14 protein-coding genes are annotated in these 18,290 nt (G+C 61.4%); 6 read left to right on the top strand and 8 right to left on the bottom strand.

What is annotated here, in order from left to right; genetic code table 11:
• Positions 1-31 precede the first annotated feature (31 nt).
• A complete protein-coding gene (locus NKH90_RS24080) occupies positions 32-1,150 on the top strand; it encodes a glycosyltransferase family 4 protein (protein WP_352541695.1) in 1,119 nt (372 codons plus the stop codon).
• On the opposite strand, the gene asnB is transcribed toward NKH90_RS24080, so the two are convergent.
• Together asnB and NKH90_RS24070 are read right to left on the bottom strand one after the other, a co-directional pair.
• The gene (asnB, locus tag NKH90_RS24075; protein WP_352683199.1) at positions 1,124-3,049 is read right to left on the bottom strand and encodes an asparagine synthase (glutamine-hydrolyzing); all 1,926 of its coding nucleotides are present in this window, start codon (positions 3,047-3,049) and stop codon (positions 1,124-1,126) included. The two genes, NKH90_RS24080 and asnB, sit on opposite strands and share 27 nt — an antisense overlap.
• Before the next feature lie 167 nt (positions 3,050-3,216).
• Complete coding sequence (locus NKH90_RS24070; protein WP_352683201.1) at positions 3,217-4,458, bottom strand: glycoside hydrolase family 5 protein; 1,242 nt, start codon at positions 4,456-4,458, stop codon at positions 3,217-3,219.
• 116 nt (positions 4,459-4,574) lie between these two features.
• On the opposite strand from NKH90_RS24070, the gene NKH90_RS24065 reads away from it, so the two are divergent.
• From NKH90_RS24065 to NKH90_RS24055, 3 genes are all read left to right on the top strand, one after another.
• Positions 4,575-6,503: a heparinase II/III family protein gene (locus NKH90_RS24065; protein WP_352821392.1), complete on the top strand. Its 1,929-nt coding sequence runs from the start codon at positions 4,575-4,577 to the stop codon at positions 6,501-6,503.
• Between the two features lie 239 nt (positions 6,504-6,742).
• Positions 6,743-7,738, top strand: a complete 996-nt coding sequence (locus NKH90_RS24060; protein ID WP_352821389.1) for a sterol desaturase family protein — start codon at positions 6,743-6,745, stop codon at positions 7,736-7,738.
• Positions 7,735-8,904, top strand: coding sequence for a GNAT family N-acetyltransferase (locus NKH90_RS24055; RefSeq protein WP_352472515.1), 1,170 nt, complete (start codon positions 7,735-7,737; stop codon positions 8,902-8,904). The genes NKH90_RS24060 and NKH90_RS24055 overlap by 4 nt, the downstream gene beginning before the upstream one ends.
• A gap of 145 nt (positions 8,905-9,049) precedes the next feature.
• On the opposite strand, the gene NKH90_RS24050 is transcribed toward NKH90_RS24055, so the two are convergent.
• From NKH90_RS24050 to NKH90_RS24025, 6 genes are all read right to left on the bottom strand, one after another.
• A complete protein-coding gene (locus tag NKH90_RS24050; RefSeq protein WP_352821385.1) occupies positions 9,050-9,361 on the bottom strand; it encodes a UBP-type zinc finger domain-containing protein in 312 nt (103 codons plus the stop codon).
• Positions 9,358-11,049, bottom strand: coding sequence for an FAD-dependent oxidoreductase (locus NKH90_RS24045; RefSeq protein ID WP_352821382.1), 1,692 nt, complete (start codon positions 11,047-11,049; stop codon positions 9,358-9,360). Before NKH90_RS24045 ends, NKH90_RS24050 begins: the two co-directional genes overlap by 4 nt.
• 359 nt (positions 11,050-11,408) lie before the next feature.
• Complete coding sequence (locus NKH90_RS24040) at positions 11,409-12,335, bottom strand: NADP-dependent oxidoreductase (protein ID WP_352821380.1); 927 nt, start codon at positions 12,333-12,335, stop codon at positions 11,409-11,411.
• A 113-nt stretch (positions 12,336-12,448) separates the two neighbouring features.
• Entirely contained in the window at positions 12,449-12,886 is a 438-nt protein-coding gene (locus NKH90_RS24035; protein WP_352472517.1) for a CBS domain-containing protein, read from the bottom strand.
• Positions 12,883-13,017 carry a hypothetical protein gene (locus NKH90_RS24030; protein ID WP_352501351.1) on the bottom strand — a complete coding sequence of 45 codons (135 nt, stop codon included), beginning with the start codon at positions 13,015-13,017 and terminating at the stop codon, positions 12,883-12,885. The genes NKH90_RS24035 and NKH90_RS24030 overlap by 4 nt, the downstream gene beginning before the upstream one ends.
• A 375-nt stretch (positions 13,018-13,392) precedes the next feature.
• Complete coding sequence (locus tag NKH90_RS24025; protein WP_502895678.1) at positions 13,393-14,268, bottom strand: AraC family ligand binding domain-containing protein; 876 nt, start codon at positions 14,266-14,268, stop codon at positions 13,393-13,395.
• 198 nt (positions 14,269-14,466) lie between these two features.
• On the opposite strand from NKH90_RS24025, the gene NKH90_RS24020 reads away from it, so the two are divergent.
• A complete protein-coding gene (locus NKH90_RS24020; protein ID WP_352472519.1) occupies positions 14,467-15,933 on the top strand; it encodes an alpha-glucosidase/alpha-galactosidase in 1,467 nt (488 codons plus the stop codon).
• Positions 15,934-16,052: 119 nt separating this feature from the next.
• Positions 16,053-18,137 carry an ABC transporter substrate-binding protein gene (locus NKH90_RS24015; RefSeq protein ID WP_352821377.1) on the top strand — a complete coding sequence of 695 codons (2,085 nt, stop codon included), beginning with the start codon at positions 16,053-16,055 and terminating at the stop codon, positions 18,135-18,137.
• Positions 18,138-18,290 lie beyond the last annotated feature (153 nt).

Here is an 18,290-nt window from a genome sequence, read left to right as displayed (position 1 = left end):
TTACCCGGTCTGTGTTATTTAGAGTACCATCATGTTGCAGCGCCTCATATCCGATCGAAAAATACATGTCCTGGTCGCGACGCCCTCGGGCGTTTCGGGGCAGGGCGGCATCGACCGCATCATGGGCGCGCTGAAGCAGGAGTTCGAACGGCAAGAAATCGCCGACATCGATGTGTGCTTCCTTGCCAGTCGTGGCCCGGGGCATGTCGGACTTTCGATCTTCTATATGCTCGGTTTTTGCTTACGGATGCTTAAAGCGCGTCTGGCTGGACGCGCCGATGTCATTCATATCAACATCTCAGTTTCCGGCAGCACCTACCGCAAGATGGTGATCGCCGCCTGCGCACGGCTGCTGTCGATACCCTATGTCCTGCATTTGCACGGGGCGCAGTATCAGACATTCTGGAAAGCCGACCGCGGTTTCATTAGCCGCCGTATCAAAGCTCTGTTCGAGCATGCCGATCGGGTGATCGTTTTGGGCAGGCTTTGGCGCGATTTCGTCGCCAGCCGGGCGCCGGGCGCAGCCGGCAATATCGTGATCGTGCCCAATGCGACCGAAGTCCCGTCGCTGGCGCATGTCGGCGGCGGCGACCATGTGCATATCCTGTTCCTGGGCCGCATCGGCGACCGCAAGGGCGTACCGCAATTGCTCGAGGCACTGCACCGCATGAGCCCTGTCAAGAATTGGCGTGCCACGATTGCCGGCGATGGCGAAGTCGAGGCGGCACGGGCAAAATCGGCCGCGCTGGGGATTGCAGACCGGATCGCCTTTCCGGGTTGGGTGGGACCGGACGATGTCGCATCGCTGATTTCTTCGGCCGATATTCTGGTTCTTCCATCCTTCGCCGAAAATCTGCCGATGTCGGTGATCGAAGGCATGGCAGCCGGTTTGGCGGTGGTGGCGACCCCGGTTGGCGCCGTCGAAGACATAATCACCGACGGGCAATCCGGGCTGCTGGTGCCGCCAGGCGATGTTACAGCGTTGACCGAGGCGCTGAGCCGCCTCGTGGAGAACCCGGCACTGCGGGCAAGGCTTGGTGCCGGTGCCATGGCCGTGCATCGGGAACGGCTTGAGCTCGCCCCGTTTGTTGGCGCAATCTGCGATGTCTGGCGGTCGGCCGCGTCAAGCCGTCAACCGGTCAAGCGCTGAGGCCGACGATCGCGGCGGCGCGTCGAGCCTGAATTCGCGGTGGAATATCTCCAAATTCAACAGCGCCCATATCAGCTTTTCGTGGTCTGCAGCACGCGTTGTGTGTTCCGAGACGATTTGATCTAGCTGTTTCGGACTCAGATAGCTGCGAATGACGGAGTGAGGCGAGCAAAGATGGTCATGCACGTAGTTCCTCATCGATCCGCGAAACCATTCGGCGACCGGTACCTTGAACCCGACCTTGCGGCGGCTGAGAATTTCCTCCGGGAGGATATTGGCCATGCTGTCGCGCAGGATCTGCTTGCTGTGCAACCAACCCAGCCTGTAGCGATCGGGCAATTTGCTAACGAATGAAACCAGGTCTCGATCGAGGAACGGCATTCTTCCTTCGATTGAACCGGCCATCATCATGTGGTCGCCTCGTTCCAGGAGATTGTCAGGCAGCCACGATGTCTGATCGAAAAACAGCACGCGGCGAAGATGGGAAGCCGCAGCGCTTGACGAGAACGGAAAGTCGTTGCGCTCATAACGGCGATTTGCGGACGCGCCGATCAGGCAGGCGCTCTGCTGCGCCGAAACGGCTCCAAACCAGGAGACCATCCGGGCGGCAAAGTCCCTTTCGCCCGCGGTGCGGGCAAATGTATCGACCTTGGCCGACGCGCCCGGCATGGCGCGTGCCAAAGGGGAAAGGACGTTATCGTGCAGCGAGGCTGGAACAAGCGACTGGTAGATCCCGGCCAGTGATTCCGCGCGATGCTTGGGATAGCCGCCGAGAATCTCGTCGGCTCCTTCTCCGGTGAGCACCATCTTGACGTCTTGCGAGGCTCGCTCCGACATCAGGTAAATTGGAATATCGCTGCTTTGCGAAACAGGTGCCCCGCGTTGGCGAACCATCGTCGGCAGATGATCCATCAGATCGCCTGGCTGGATTACAAGTTCGCAATGATCGGTCTTGAAATGATCGGCAACGCGTCGGGCGAATGCAAATTCGCTATAGGCTGCGTTGTCGAACCCGACGGAAAACGTGCGAATGGGCGTGGCGCTGTGCCTGGCCATCAGCGCGACGATAGCCGAGGAGTCGAGCCCTCCGGAGAGAAAGGCCCCAAAAGGTGCATCGCTGCGCATCCTGATCTCGACGGAATGGTCGAGCAATTCCAGAAATCGCCGCTTGGCGGTTTTTCCGTCGATCCGCTCGGTAACGGCCGCCTGGTCCGGAGGCGTATAGTAGCGCGTTTCCTTGACTACCCCTTGCGACCAGACAGCATAGCTTCCGGGATTGAGTTTGCGGATCTGTTTGAAGAGCGTGCGCGGTCCCGGCACATAACGCCAGTTCAGATACTCGTGCACGGCATCCAGATCGAGTTCCTGAGCATCTTGCTGCGATGACAACAATGCGTTGATCTCCGAGGCAAATAGCAGCAATTTTTCGCTTTGCATGAGGTAAAGCGGCTTTTCCCCGAAGGGATCCCGGGCGAGGATCAATTCCTGCCTCTGAGCATCCCAGAGTGCAAAGGCGAACATGCCGCTCAGCCGGTCGAACATTGACAAGCGCCACTGATCGTAGGCTCGGAGCAGCACCTCGGTATCGGAGCGCGTTCGAAAATGATGGCCAAGGCCGATCAGTTCCTGGCGCAGCTCGATGTAGTTATATATCTCGCCGTTGAAAATTATTTTGAGACGACCGTCCTCAATCTGCATCGGCTGATTCGACTCGGGCGCTAGGTCAATGATCGCCAGACGGCGATGAACCAATGCCAATTGTTGCTCGCCGGTATTCAGGTCCAATATCTCGGTGCCTTCGGCATCGGGACCGCGATGCCGCAATGCGTTTGACATTTTGGCGGCCCGCTCTTGTGGATTTTTAGCCCTTCGCCCGATCCATCCGGCAATTCCACACATTGTTCCCCCCTAGGCGCGCGCATTCCCCACTCAGTACAACAAATGTGTTAAACACTTCGTGCCAATACAACCCAACCGGGAGAAAGCTGCCACGGGCCGTTCCTCGATCGAGTCTGGCCGTCAGGGGTTGCCACCGGTTGTTCGCTGGTGAGGGCGAGTGATGGCACCTATGGCAGGCCCAATGCCTGCAGCATCTCCGGGTCGGGAACTGGGGGACCATCGGGCGGGATGAGGCTCATCCCATAGGGATTGGAGAACTCCCAGGCAGACCATGGGATCGCGAAGCGTTCGGCCTCTTGGCGCACTGCCTTGAGATAGCGCGAACGGTCGGCCTCAAAGGCGCCCATGCGGCCGTCCGCGGACATGAGGATAGCGCCGAATTCGCCCATGAAGAGCCGCCGGCTGGGAATGCCATGGCCTTCAGCCCAGTCGACAGCCTGGCGAAAGCTCGCCTCCAGTTGGCTCTGGCCCCAGTTCTGCTCGAAATAGTTCGCGATTGCTTGGCGCGCGGTGGCCATGTTCATGACCTGCTCGACCCTGCTCAAGCCGGCAGCGTCCATCCGCGCTCTAAGGGTTTCGGTCACCACTTCGGGTGTACTGCTGTCGGCCGGCCAGGGAAGTCCCGAAGCAAAGCTGATCGTGTCATCGGGCCGCTGGTGGGTGAAGCTGTGCGGCTCATACATATGGAAGCTGTAATAGAGGTTTGGGTCATCAAAGCCGGGGCTGAGGTTGACCAATCCGGCAATGCTGCCGCCGCAGGCGCCGGTTGCAACGATGGTAAGTTCGCTGTTGACCGCTCGAATGTCGTGGACGGTCCCTGCCATGATCCGCTGCCAGTGATCGCTGCCGCTCGCATCGCAAGGGTAGTATGCGGGCTCGTTGTAAGGTTCGAGGGCGACTTTGTCGGTGCCTATCTTGACCAGCATGGCGGCGACCGCCACAACCATGTGACGATAGCGGGCAACGCCCTCGCTGTCGGCGCCGCCATAGATCATCTCCATGCTGTAGTCGGGAACCTGAGTGACGCCATGCAGGTCGAAAACCACCTTGAGGCCGGTCGACGTGATCCGCTCGACGGCGGCGGCAAGTATGTCCAGCGCCTGCTGCCGCTTGGCGTCCCCGCTGGCAAGCAGCGGGCCGGGATCGACGCTCAGCCGGACGAAGTCGAAGCCCATCGATCGGATGTGGGCAAACACCTCCCCGGCCGGCCAGTCGGTGAGCGGCCTGCTTTCCGCAAGCCACTCCTTTTCGCTGCGATAGGGCGGCCAAACGTAGGTTCCGTCTTTCGCCACCGGCGACCAGTTGAGCCACTGATGCACGCCAACGCCGCGCTTGAGAGGGATGGGCTCTGCCTCGGCCGCCACAAGCAAGGCGAGCACCCAGGCAACAAAATACACCGCTTTTCGCATCGCTCCCTCCGCATGCTCGCGGGAGATATTAACCGCAACGAACGGGAAAGAAGATTGCCGGCCCGCAGCTTTTCGACGGCATGGTATACAAGGACCGAAACGTTGACGGGGCGTGCATGAGAATCGGCTGGTACATCAACCGATTGCGCAGCATGGGACCGGCCGAGGTGTTGCACCGGCTGGGCGAGCAACGTCGAAGGATCGCGTCGCGCCGCCGCGATGATGGGTGGGAACGCTATCCATCGCCGCAGTTGCACCCAGTGCTGCCCGGATTTCGCCATGCTGCGCTGGCAGCGACCGACGCTCAACGGCAGGCCATAGCGGCGGCCGCGCAAGAGATGCTTCATGGCCGGTTTTCGGCACTCGGGCGGACATGGCCAAAGCGTGAGCCCGATCGTTTGTTTCCTGCTGAGCTTTGGCGTCTTGATCCGGTAACCGGCAGGCTTTGGCCTGGCGCCGAGGCTCATACTTTCGATATCGATTTTCGCGATGGCGGCGACCTTGGCGATATAAAATATGTCTGGGAGATCAACCGGCTGCAGCAATTGCCAGTACTGGCTGCACACCTGCTCCTCAGCGAGGACAATCGATCCAGGAGTGCCATTGAGGCGGCAATCGGCAGTTGGCATTCCGCCAATCCGCCGTACCGAGGCATTGGCTGGGCTTCCGGCATCGAAGTAGCGCTGCGAGCCATCAGCCTCATCGTCACCCTGGACCTTATCGGTGACCGGCTTGACCCGGCGACGCTGCGGAAAGCCGGTGAGATACTCGCGGCAAGCGCCTATTGGCTGCCGCGGTTTCCGTCGCGATATTCCTCCGCCAACAACCATCTCGTCGCAGAGTTGGCTGGCGAATATCTGGTTGGCCTGGCGCTCGGGGCCGAATCCGAAATTGCCCGCAGCGCCCTCTTAAATGAGACGCACAAGCAGATTCTTGCCGACGGCGCCGGTGCCGAGCAAACGCCGACCTATGCAGCCTTCAGCGCCGAACTCATCTTGCTGTGCGCCGCCGCGGCGCGCCAGGCGGGAACGCCGTTTCCCTCGGCCGTCGAAGCGCGTCTGGGCGCCTTCGCCAATTTCGTCGGCTGGCTGCCACAGAAAGCCGCCCGCTTCGGCGACGACGATGAGGGCCATGTGCTGAAGCTGGGCGACGAGCCGAACTATATCCGATCCGTCGCGGCCGCCATCCACGGCTTACTGGGGACGCCGGGCAACGCGCCGGAGCCTGACGATTTTCGTTCGCTTTTCTTTGGTGCGCCGTCAGGCCCGGCGCCCGCGGTGCATGGCTTGCAGACATTCACGCAAGGCGGGCTCTCCGTCTGGCGCGGAGCAATGAATGGCCGCAATGTCGAACTGACGTTCGACCATGGACCGCTCGGCTATCTCTCGATAGCGGCGCACGGCCATGCCGACGCGCTGTCGCTCACCCTGTGCATCGACGATGAGCCGGTGCTGGTCGATCCCGGCACTTGGCTCTACGGTTCGGGAGGCGCATGGCGCGACTGGTTCCGCTCCACACCGGCGCACAACACGCTGAACATCGAGGGCAAGAGTCAAAGCACCATCGCTGGAAATTTCAACTGGTCGCACAAGGCAGTCGCAGCGCTGGTGGAGAGCGAACCGGAACCGCACTGGAGGCTGAGCGCCCGGCATGACGGCTATAGAAGCCGCTTCGGCGTCGTGCATCAGCGCACTTTGGCGCGCCAGGCCGATGGCATCCTCATCACCGACCAACTGCTCGGCGGCAGGCGCCAGTCCGAGATCGTCTTCCAACTGGCCCCCGGCCTCCATGCCGACCGGCACGAAGATACGGTCGCGGTATTGCGCGGCGACGAGGTACTGTTGGCCATCCGCTTTCCTGATGCTGTGCTCGATATCGGCGCCGGCGGTGACATGCCGGGCCAAGGCGGTTGGGTTTCACTGCGTTTTGGCAGCAGGCAGCAAGCCGAACGCCTCGCCTGGCACGGTGAAGTGGGCGAAGCCGGGATCGATATCCATCTTGCCCCAATTCACCCGCCGCGACAGCAAAAACCGGTGCCAACGTAGAGTTGCCGCGTGAGTTCCAGCCGTATTCGACATTAATTACGTTTGGACATTTAGCGGTTTCGTTACCGTTGATCTGCTAGTCTCGCACCATCCAGCCTGCTTTGCCCGCTGCGCCCCGCAACAGCCACTGGTTGCAGGCGGCGTAGCGAGTTTGGCGGGAATTTTGTGCTTTGCTATTCGCCAGATCGCCTTCTTACGACCCCCAGACTGCCTTCTTACGACCAGGAGCCGCTGCATCAATGTTTTCCGAATTTGCCAGAGCGATTGTGGAAAAGCTTTCGAACGTCAATCTGACCACGCTCGGCCTGCTTCTCCTCACCGCACTGGGCAGCGCGGTGATCGCCTACTGGCGAACTGCCGAACATAAGTCCCTCAGGGACTTTTTCGACTTCGCCTTCCCACAGGAAGTCATCCTGCACCCGTCGGCGCGAGCCGACGCCATGTTCTGGATCACGAAACGGGCGATGATGCCTTTCCTGCTTATTCCTGCCGGCGTCACCTTCGTCGTCGCGGTGGGCTATGGCACACGCGAGGCAATTGGCTGGCTCCTTAACATCCACGCGCCGCTTCTCGGCGCCCCGGCGGGACCGGTGACGATCGTCATCTTCACCGCAACCATGCTGGTCGCCTATGATATTTCATACTACCTCTACCACGTCGCCCAGCACCGTTTCCCGTTCCTGTGGGAATTGCACAAGGTACATCATTCGGCCGAGGTGATGGTGGGGATCACCAAGGACCGGGTTCATCCGCTGGACGATCTGATGAACCGTATGTGGGATGGCGTCATCCCGGGCATCTGCTTCGGGATCTGGAGCCTGATCGCACTCGATCCGGTAGAGGTCGCTATCTTCGGCATCAACGTCTACGTCATCCGCAACATCCTGATGATGGACTTTGTTCGCCATACGCATCTCAAGATATCGTTCGGCCCGTTGAACAACATCATCCTGTGTCCGCACTGGCACCAGGTGCATCACAGCATCGACCCTCGTCATTATGACAAGAATTTCGGCCTGCTTTTTTCGTTCTGGGATCGTCTGTTCGGAACGCAATTTGTCCCGGAGCCCGATGAAGACCTGAAATTTGGCCTGGTCGATCGCGATGTGCGCGATTACCAGTCGCTCTTTGGGCTCTACATCCTGCCGCTCAAGAAGATGGCAAGGCATGTCATGCGACTGTTTCACAGACGGCCCAATGTGGTCGCGCAGCCACAGGACAGTTCTCCTTCATGAACACCGCTGTTTCCATCGACGTCCTAAGCGCGGAGCGCCTGGAAATCGTCCGTTCGGCGGATCGCCTGGCTGCGATCGAAGCCGCTTGGATGGAGCTTTGGCATCGTACCGACGGGCTGATCTTTCAAAGCCATGCCTGGATTTCGGCATGGTGGAGTACCGTACAACGCCGTGACCAGCGCGCGTTGCGGATCGGCCTGGTCTGGAAGGGCGAGAGACTCGTTGCTGTCGTTCCGCTGGCGATCGGCAGGCGCAGGGGGCTGCGGTTTCTCGAATGGGCGGCCGGCAGCTATACCGACTATGGGGATATTCTCGTTGCTCCGGAATGCTCGTTATCGGCGCTGCAGGAGCTATGGACCCAACTCTGCGATGCCGGCGGCTTCGACCTTGCCTTGATCAGTCGTCTCTCGCCGGATGCGGCGGCCCGCAAAATTTTCACGCCGGGAGCTTCCGGCGGCATCAGGCTTCGTCCGTTTCACCGAACGGAAGTCAGCTATCGCGTTGCCGGACAATGGGAAAGCGGAGCGGCATGGTTCGCGGGCCAGTCGAAAAAGACGCGCCAGAACTATCGGCGCGGCATCAAAGCGCTGGAAGAAACCGGAGAGGTGAGATTTCGCCTGCTTGCCCCCGACGAGCCGCTGCAACCGGTACTGGAGCGCCTCGCGGCCTTGAAGCGGAAATGGCTGACCGAGCGCATGCGTGAGTCAGACCTGTTCGAAGAGGGCGTCCCGGTACTCGCCGCGCTCGTCGGTGCGTTGGCGCGCGCCGGCGTGCTGCATATCTTCGTCCTCGAATGCAATGGCGTGATGGTCGCGGTGTCGATCAATTTCGTCCAGCACGACGTGATGATGGCCTTCGTGACGACGTTCGATCCGGATTTCGGCCGGGCGTCGCCGGGTGTGATCCTGTTGATGGATTACGTGCAGTGGTCGATAGATCACGGTTTGAGCATGGTCGATTTCCTCTGTGGCGCAGAGTCGTTCAAACACAAATTCTCAACGCAGGCGGTTACGCTGGAATCCGTCATCGGGACGCGCACGGCACAGGGCGCGCTGGCATTTCTTGCCGATCGTGTCCTCCAGACGGTCAGGCATATGCGCGAGCGGTCATCGGCACCACCAGAGGGACGCGATGCGCCCGCTCAAGCCGAAGCAGCCTTGGACTAAAGCGCGTCGCGTTCGATCGGCCTCATGCAACGCGCTTTAGATTCTTGTTTTATACATGTCGTTATCGCAAAACCGCTGCACACTTTTGCGCGACATGCTTTAGAACGGTTCATCGTTTCACGGAAACGGCCCGCTCGCAAAAAGCTCAAATGAAGCGCGGTATCGGACCGTTTTGCGGCGTGGTGCGGTCGCCGAGGTCGAGGAAGATTTCGTCGATGTAGCACCATCCCCAACCTTCCGGTGGATCGTAGCCTTCGATGACAGGATGGCCGGTTGCCCGAAAATGCTTGGTGGCATGACGGTTGGGCGAGTCGTCGCAGCAGCCGACATGGCCGCATGTGCGGCAGAGCCGCAGATGCACCCACTGCGAACCGCTCTTCAGGCATTCCTCGCAGCCGAGCGCGCTCGGTGTCACGTCGCGAATGTGCCCGGCGTGCCTGCATTCGTCTGCCATCATACGCTCCTGACCAGTTGTGGCGCCACGGCAAGACTGCCGTTTCGCGCGAGATATGCATGCAGCGCTGCAACCACCTGGGCGCCTTCGCCGACGGCAGCGGCGACGCGCTTGATCGAGCCGGAGCGGACATCGCCGATGGCGAACACCCCGCTGCGGTTCGTCTCCAGCGCACCACGTTCCTGGCCAATGTCAGGCCCGGTGCGAACGAAGCCCTTCGCGTCCAACGCCACGCCGCATTGCGCCAACCAGTCGGTGTTCGGATCGGCGCCGATGAACAGGAAGAGGTGGCGGATCGGACGTGCTGTCTCGGTGTCGCGGTTGCGCCAGCGCACTTTGCCAAGATTGCCGTCGTCGCCTTCCAGTGCCGCAATCTGCGTCTCAGCCAGCACTTCGATGTTCGGCTGTGCCCTGACGCGCTCCACCAGATAGCGCGACATGCTCGCATCGAGGCTGCTGCCGCGCGCCAGCAGCCATACCTTCTTCACATGCGCCGCCAGGTAGACGGCAGCCTGACCAGCCGAATTGCCGGCGCCGACCAGGGCTACCTCTTGCCCGGCACAAAGCTGCGCTTCGATCGGCGAAGCCCAGTAATGCACGGAGGTTCCCTCGAATTGCGCCAGGTTTGCCATGTCGAGGCGGCGATAGCGCGCTCCGCTGGCGATCACCACCGACCGTGCCCGCACGGTCTCCCCGCCGCCGACGGCGAGCGTATAGTGGGCACTGGACGTGTCACTTGCGCTGCCCAGCCACTTCGCCTCGTCCGGTATCACCATCTCGACGCCGAATTTCTGCGCCTGGTTGTAAGCGCGCGCCATCAGCGCCATTCCCGAAATGCCGGTCGGAAAACCGAGGTAGTTCTCGATGCGCGAGGAGGCACCCGCCTGTCCGCCGAAGGCACGGCAATCGAGCACGATCGTCGACAACCCTTCGGAAGCCGCATAGACGGCCGCCGCGAGGCCGGCCGGTCCGGCGCCGACAATGGCCACGTCGTACAGCCTGCCGGCGTCGATCGGCCTCACCAGGCCGATGCAGCGGGCAAGCTCGTTCTCTCCGGGATTGAGCAGCAGCTTGCCGTTCGGACAGAGCACGATCGGCAAATGGTGGATGTCGACATGGAAGCGTTCGATCAGGGTCCTGGCGCAGGGATCGGCAGCCGAATCGAGAATGCGATGCGGCTGACCGCTGCGAGCCAGAAAACCTTGCAGCCTCAAAACGTCGCCGCTGTCGACCGGTCCGACAATGATCGGGCCGGCTGTGCCGCTCTCGAGCAGGCCGACACGGCGCAGGATCAGCGCCCGCATGACGCGCTCGCCGAGGTTTGCTTCCTGCACCATCAGGTCCCTCAGTCTTTGCGAGGGGATGACGAGCGCCTCGACCGGCTCGACCGCCTCCACATCCACCAGTGAGGGTCGGGCTGAAAGCTGCGCCAACTCGCCGACGAAATTGCCAGCACCGTGCGTGACGATTGTTTCGCGCCGGCCGAAGCTGCCGCCCTGGATGATATCCACCTTGCCGGACAGGACCACGATCAGACCGGGCGCCAGCTCGCCGGCTTTGACGATCTGTTCGCCTGCAGCATAGGACACGGCTTCGCCGAAACGGCCCATGCGGTCCAGGTCCGCCTCAGCCAGCACTGGAAACATCTGATCGCGACGGGCAATGGAGATCGGATTGGCGGGTTGAGACATGGTTCGAACCTATCGCCGGTTTCCGACAGTTTGAAGCGGTTTTTGCGGCTTGCGGCCGGTAGGAACCTGGCCCGCCTGTCGGTAAACGCTATGTCCTTCGCTTCGCAGTTAACTGATCGCAGCCGTGCGACGGTGTCGTCGCGACGTGCCTCACGATCCGTTGCATCTCCTTGATTTGTTTGATTTGCGCATCCCGGCAAACCCGGCGCATGCTGCTTTAGCCGGCACCTGCCTAAGCCGGCCAGGCCCGGCGGGCCGTCCTGTGTCAAACTCTCGGCCGCCGGGCTTCTGGACAGCAGAAAACGGCCTGTGTCCGAGCACTCCGCAAACTGGCCCGCGGCCTGTTGTTCGGCGAGTGCTCAGGCAGCTACCTGAAGCACAATCTTGCCGCGCGTGTGCTGCTTCTCGAGCTGTTCCTCGGCCCTGACGACTTCCTCAAGAGGATAGATTGCCTGCACGAATGGCCTGACCTTCCCGGCGTCGATGAGGCGGCTGATCTCGGCAAGCTGCGCCGCGTTCGGCTTGGTCAAATAGGAAACGCCGCGAGCCCGATGCAGGCGGGCCTTCTCCGCCGACGGTTCGGAAAGCGTTGAGACGAGCGTCCCGCCGGGCTTGAGCACGTCCCACGAGCGGTCCTGTGTTTCACCCGCTACCAGGTCGAAGACGAGGTCGACGTCCTCGACAAGCTCCTCGAAGCGCTGGTTCTTGTAATCGACCGCCTGGTCGGCGCCAAGCGCGCGGACGAAATCGAAATCCTGCGCGGACACAGTCGTCGCGACAAACGCGCCCGCGGCCTTTGCGAACTGCACCGCCAGATGACCGACGCCGCCGGCGCCGCCATGGATAAGGACCCGCTGCCCGGATTTGAGGCCGCCGTGATCGAAAAGGCCTTGCCACGCGGTAAGGCCCGCAAGTGGCACGGCGGCGGCTTCGGCGTGGCTTAAGCGTTGCGGCTTCGCCGCCGCCTCCGTTGCCTTCACGACGACATATTCGGCGTTGCCGCCGCGGTCGTTGCCGAGCATGGCATATAGCGGATCGCCCTTCTTCAGCGTATGGGCCCGCGTGCCGCACAGTTCCACCACGCCGGATACGTCGCGGCCGAGCGTGATGGGCAGATCCGCGCCCGAAGAGCCCTCGCGAACCTTGTAGTCGACGGGATTGACGCTTGCCGCGTAGACCTTGAGCGTGACCTCGTCGTCATGCGGCTGAGGCAACGGAACCGCGTCCAGCGAAAGAACCTCCGGTCCACCAAAATCGTGGATACGGACGGCCTTCATCGTAATCATGGCTTGCTCCTCGTCGGGTTGCAGTCCAGTTCGCTCTGAACAGTTTCGCCGGCAGGCCGGCGTCTATCCAGCCGGCGGTTCGGTCGTAGCAAAGGCCGGCCGGTGGTGCGCCGTCAGTGTATCGTTTGCGAATGCTCGCCGCCGGGTTGCGAGATGCCGCTCAGCGCTTCACCTGCTGTCGCCGTCTCGCTGTTGGTGGCGAGGTCGCCCAGCGAAACGATGCCGACCAGGCGCTTGTCGCGGTTCAGCACCGGCAAGCGGCGCACTTTCAGGTCAGCCATGTTACGCAGAACATCCTCTGCGTCTTCGTCTTCGAAGCAATACCTGACCTCGGTGCTCATCACTTCCCGTACCTTGGCGTCAGGTGTCTTGCCTTGGGCGACGCCGCGGATTGCGATGTCGCGATCGGTTACCATGCCGACAAGCCGATCGTTCTCGCCCACCGGCATTGCGCCGGCGTCGAGGCGACCCATCATTTCAGCCGCATCGCGCAGGGTTTGCTGCGGACTGGCGATCTCGACGTCCTTTGTCATGCAGTTGCCAACTTTCATTTTAACCTCCCTTGGTTGCAGGGCCCGCCGCCGGTTTCCAGGATGAAAGGGTGAATGAGCGCCAGCGCAAAACGTTCCATGGCAAGACCCGTTTCGAGCGCTTCGCCGAAATCACCCTTGCCATCCTCCACCCGACTGCCCTTCAGGCGGTCGGCCCGGGAAAGGTCGGTTCCGAAGGAATTTCGGAAGGCGTGCCGGGAGGAACTCCGATCGGCTCCTGGTCCGGCGTCGGAATTGGATCCGGCGAGGGCGGGGGTACGCCTGGAGGTTCTCCCGGCGGAGTCTCCGGCGGGGCAGGCGGCCGGGCCGGCTCCGGATTGGGATTGTCCGGCAGTGGATTCGGGTTGTTCGGATCGGGGTTGTTCATCGATCACTCCCTGACATCTGTGGCCTGATCTCCGCCAGAGCGGGGGTGCCGCAGCGGCGAGCAGGCTCTCTTGTCCTAAACCGAGGGGAAGCAAAAGCGTTCCCGCATCCGATGCCAAGCGCGGTGCCAATCTATCGGGCTATCGGGCGGTTCCCAGGCTGGCATACATCCCGTTGGTGCGGAACTGCGTCGGGTTGATGCCGTAGAGGCGGCGGAAGACCTTCGAAAAATAATTGGCATCCTCGAAGCCGCACATGATGGCGACTTCCTTGACCGGCAGGAAATCGGCCTTCGTCAGCAACTTCGCCGCGAGCTGCAGTCGCTGCTGCAGCACGAATTCGGCGGGCGGAAGTCCCTCGCTCTCGGCGAAGCAGCGCGAGAAATGCGCGCGGCTCAGGCCGCTGATCTCAGCGAGATCGGCAACGCGGAGCGGCCTGTCGAGATTGGCCCTGATGTGATCGATGACCGGCTGCATGGCGCTCTTGTCGTCGGTGACGGCATGCGAGCCGAAGACATCGTCGTAGAGCGCCATGGCTGCTTCATAGGCGACGGCCGAGGCGGCTCCCGGCGAGACCGCGCCCGTGATCAGGCGCACACTGCAATCAGCCAGATGATCGATCGTCGAGGGCTGCAGCCGCAGCACCGGACCGACGGCGGCAAGGATCGACTTGTGGATGCGCAGTGCCTCCTCGCCGTTCATCGATATCCAGAAGAACTCCCAGCGTTCGCCCTTGGCCAGCCAGTAACGGTGGTTGTGCGGCACGAGAACCAGCAAAGTGTCGCCCTTTTGCAGGCGGTAGTTCCGGTTCTCGTAGCGCAATCGGCCGGTGCCGCTGATCGTATGCTGGAGCACGGTAAACGGCGTCAGGCCGCGCTTGCGCCCATCCCAGTCGTAGACCTCGTTCTCGCGCACTTCATAGCCGGTGCTTGTCGGCATGGTGTGTAGGCGCTGGCGCCCGCGCGGCAGCGATACCGTCCTGCCCGCCGGCCCGATGTCGATCAAGTTCCGCAGCACAAAATTACCCCTAAAAGCATAATCCTTCTCTGGTCGCGTGCCGAATAAGGCGCATAATCCCTCGAGAAAAGCAAAAGAAACCGCGGTCAAAGAGCGGATGGGAGGAAGTGCTGGATTCCGGCCTGCATAGCGTCGCAGGCGGGCCAGCCTCCTTTCGCCGCCTTTGCCCTAGCGTTCGATCAGGTCGAGGTGAGGCTGATGAGTTTCAAGATCGCTATCATCGGTGCGGGAAGCGTCGGGTTCACCAAGAAGCTCTTCACCGACATTTTGTGCGTTCCTGAATTCAGGGATGTCGAATTCGCATTGACCGATCTCAGCGAGCGCAACCTCCAGATGATCAAGTCGATCCTCGACAGGGTCGTCGAATTCAACAGGCTGCCGACCAAGGTTACGGCAACGACAGACCGCCGTGCTGCCCTCGAGGGCGCACGCTACATCATCAGCTGCGTTCGCGTCGGCGGTCTCGAAGCCTATGCGGACGACATCCGCATTCCCTTGAAGTATGGCATCGACCAGTGCGTCGGCGACACGATCTGCGCCGGCGGCATCCTCTATGGCCAGCGCAACATTCCGGTGATCCTCGATTTCTGCAAGGATATCCTCGAAGTCGCCGAGCCTGGGGCGAAATTCCTGAACTACGCCAATCCGATGGCCATGAACACCTGGGCGGCGATCGAATATGGCAGGGTCGATACCGTCGGCCTCTGCCACGGCGTCCAGCATGGCGCCGACCAGATCGCCGAAGTGCTCGGCGCCAAGTCGCGCACCGATCTCGACTACGTCTGCTCCGGCATCAATCACCAGACCTGGTTCATCGACCTGCGTCTCAACGGCCGCAAGATCGGTAAGGACGAGCTGGTTGCCGCCTTCGAGGCGCATCCGGTCTATTCCCAGCAGGAAAAGCTGCGCATCGATGTCCTGAAGCGCTTCGGCGTCTATTCGACCGAAAGCAACGGCCATCTTTCCGAATACCTGCCCTGGTATCGCAAGCGGCCGGACGAAATCACCCGCTGGATCGACATGTCCGACTGGATTCACGGCGAGACCGGCGGCTACCTTCGTTATTCGACCGAAACACGCAACTGGTTCGAAACGGAGTTCCCGCAATTTCTGGAATCCGCCGCCAGGCCGATAGACCCCGCCAAGCGCTCCAACGAGCATGCCAGCCACATTCTCGAGGCGCTGGAGACGAACCGCGTTTACCGCGGCCATTTCAACGTCAAGAACAACGGCATCATCACCAACCTGCCGCAGGACGCGATCATCGAGTCGCCCGGCTTCGTCGACCGCTTCGGTATCAACATGGCCTCCGGCATCACGCTGCCGGAGGCCTGCGCCGCCACTTGCATTTCCTCGATCAACGTCCAGCGCATGTCGGTTCATGCGGCGATCTCCGGCGATATCGACCTGCTGAAGCTCGCGGTCCTGCACGACCCGCTGGTCGGCGCGGTTTCGACGCCGGAAGAGGTTTGGCAAATGGTGGACGAAATGGTCGTCGCCCAGGCTCGCTGGCTGCCGCAATATGCCGATGCGGTGCCGGCCGCGAAGGAACGGCTTTCGAAATCCAGGATCAAGACCCGCGAATGGGCCGGTGCGGCAAGGCGCGACGTCCGTTCGATCGAGGAATTGCGTGCGGAAAAAACGGCTCTCAAGCAGGCCGTCTGAATTTCGCCAGAACGGATCGCGGCAAGCTTTCGGGAGGATTTTCCGCACCCGTCTGTACATTCGTTCGAGGAGAAATGGAGCGGCGTCAACGCGCTCCTGAACAACAGGGAGGAGAGACGATGAGGAATTTTCGAAACATTGGCATTCTCGCCGGGCTGGCGCTTAGCGTCTCGGCCTCGGCGCTGAACGCGTATGCATCCGAGCCGACCGTGCCGCCGGTGCCCGCGCAATTTCCCGCCGAGGGAAAGATCAAATACGTCGCGCGCGACTCCATCCTGGAGTTCAAGGCACTTCCGGAATACCACGAACCCGATTGGGTCACCGACAAATACGTCAAGGCAGGCAAGCTGCCGCCGGTCAAGGACCGGCTGCCGAAGGAGCCGCTGGTCTTCAAGACCGGCAATATGCCGGACGGCGTCGGTGTCTACGGTGATACGATGCGTCATGTCATCGGCGGCCGGCCGGAGGGCTGGAACTACGGCGCCGGCCAGACGCAAGGCTGGGGCGGTATCGACATCGGCCTTTCCGAATGCCTGACGCGCACCGCGCCGCTGTTCCAGGTCGAGGCCAAGGACACGGAGCCGCTGCCGAACCTCGCCAAGAGCTGGAACTGGTCGAAGGACGGCCACACGCTGACGATGCATCTGGTCGAAGGCGCCAAATGGTCGGACGGCGTTCCGTTCAACGCCGACGATGTGATGTTCTACTGGGACGACGAGGTGATCGACCCCAATGTGTCGCCGCTGAACGGCGCGACGCAGGAGACCTTCGGCGTCGGCACGACGTTGAAGAAAATCGACGACTACACCGTCGAGTGGACGTTCAAGGACGCCTTTCCGAAACAATACCTTTACGCCATGGCTTACGGCACCTTTTGTCCGGGCCCGTCGCATATCCTCAAGCCGCAGCATCCGAAATATTCGAAGAACACCTACGAGCAGTTCAAGAACGCGTTCCCGCCGGAATATATGAACATGCCGGTGATGGGTGCCTGGGTGCCGGTGGCATACCGCCCCGACGACATCATCGTCATGCGTCGCAATCCGTACTATTGGAAGGTCGACGAGAAGGGCAACCAGCTGCCGTATCTCAATGAACTGCACTACAAATTGTCGACCTGGGCCGACCGCGACGTTCAGGCGGTATCGGGGGCGGGCGACTTCTCCAATCTGGAGCAGCCAGAGAACTTCGTCGCCTCGCTGAAGCGCGCGGCGCAAAAAGACGCACCGGCACGGCTTGCGTTCGGCGCGCGGCTGATCGGCTATAATCTGCGCATGAATTTCTCAGCCAATGGCTGGGGCAACCCCGACGAGCGCGGACAGGCGATACGCGAGCTGAACCGCAACGAGGACTTCCGCAAAGGCGTCACCATGGCGCTCAACCGCAAGGCGCTCGGCGACTCGCTGGTCAAGGGTCCGTTCACTGCCATCTATCCGGGCGGCTTATCCTCGGGCACGAGCTTCTACGACCGGAAGTCGACGGTCTACTACCCCTTCGATCTCGAAGGCGCTAAGGCGGAACTCGCCAAGGCAGGCCTGAAGGACACGGATGGCGACGGCTTCGTCAATTTTCCTGCAGGTACCGCCGGCGGCAAGAATGTCGAGATCGTGATGCTCGTCAACAACGACTACACCACCGACAAGAGCCTTGCCGAAGGTGTCGTCGCCCAGATGGAAAAGCTAGGGCTGCGGATCGTGCTGAACGGACTCAACGGCACCCAGCGCGATGCCTCGCAATACTCCGGCCGCTTCGACTGGCTGGTACGGCGCAACGATCAGGAGCTGACTTCCGTCGTCCAGAATACCGATCAGCTGGCCCCGGTCGGTCCACGAACCAGCTGGGACCATCGTGCGCCGGAAAACGGCGAGGTCGATATGATGCCTTTCGAGAAGGACCTCGTCGACATCGTCAACAAGTTTGTCTCGTCCGCGGACAATGACGAGCGCGCCAGCCTGATGAGAAAGTTCCAGAAGATCTCGACCGAGCACGTCTACAATGTCGGCCTGACGGAATATCCCGGCGCGCTGATCATCAACAAACGCTTCTCCAACATCCCGCAGGGCACGCCGATCTTCATGTTCAACTGGGCCGAGGATTCGATCGTCCGCGAGCGGGTCTTTGTCGCTGCCGACAAGCAGGCCAAGTACGAGCTGTTCCCCGAAGAGCTTCCCGGCAAGCCCGGAGACAAGGGCCCGATGAACTAGGTTTACCTCCCCTGACTGAGAACTCCGGGCGCCCCCCGTGTGGGGGGGCGGCCCAAACAAAACCACGAAACGGCAAAAAAAACCCCCCGCCCCCAACGACACCGCCCCCCCCCCGGTTGGGGTTGATGGAAACCCCCGAACCGCGGGGCGCAC

Origin of the sequence: Mesorhizobium sp. M0898, assembly GCF_040319695.1 — a bacterium.
Taxonomy (GTDB): domain Bacteria; phylum Pseudomonadota; class Alphaproteobacteria; order Rhizobiales; family Rhizobiaceae; genus Mesorhizobium.
The sequence above is the reverse complement of the archived record's forward strand: the minus strand, read 5'-3'. Positions and strand labels throughout refer to the sequence as shown.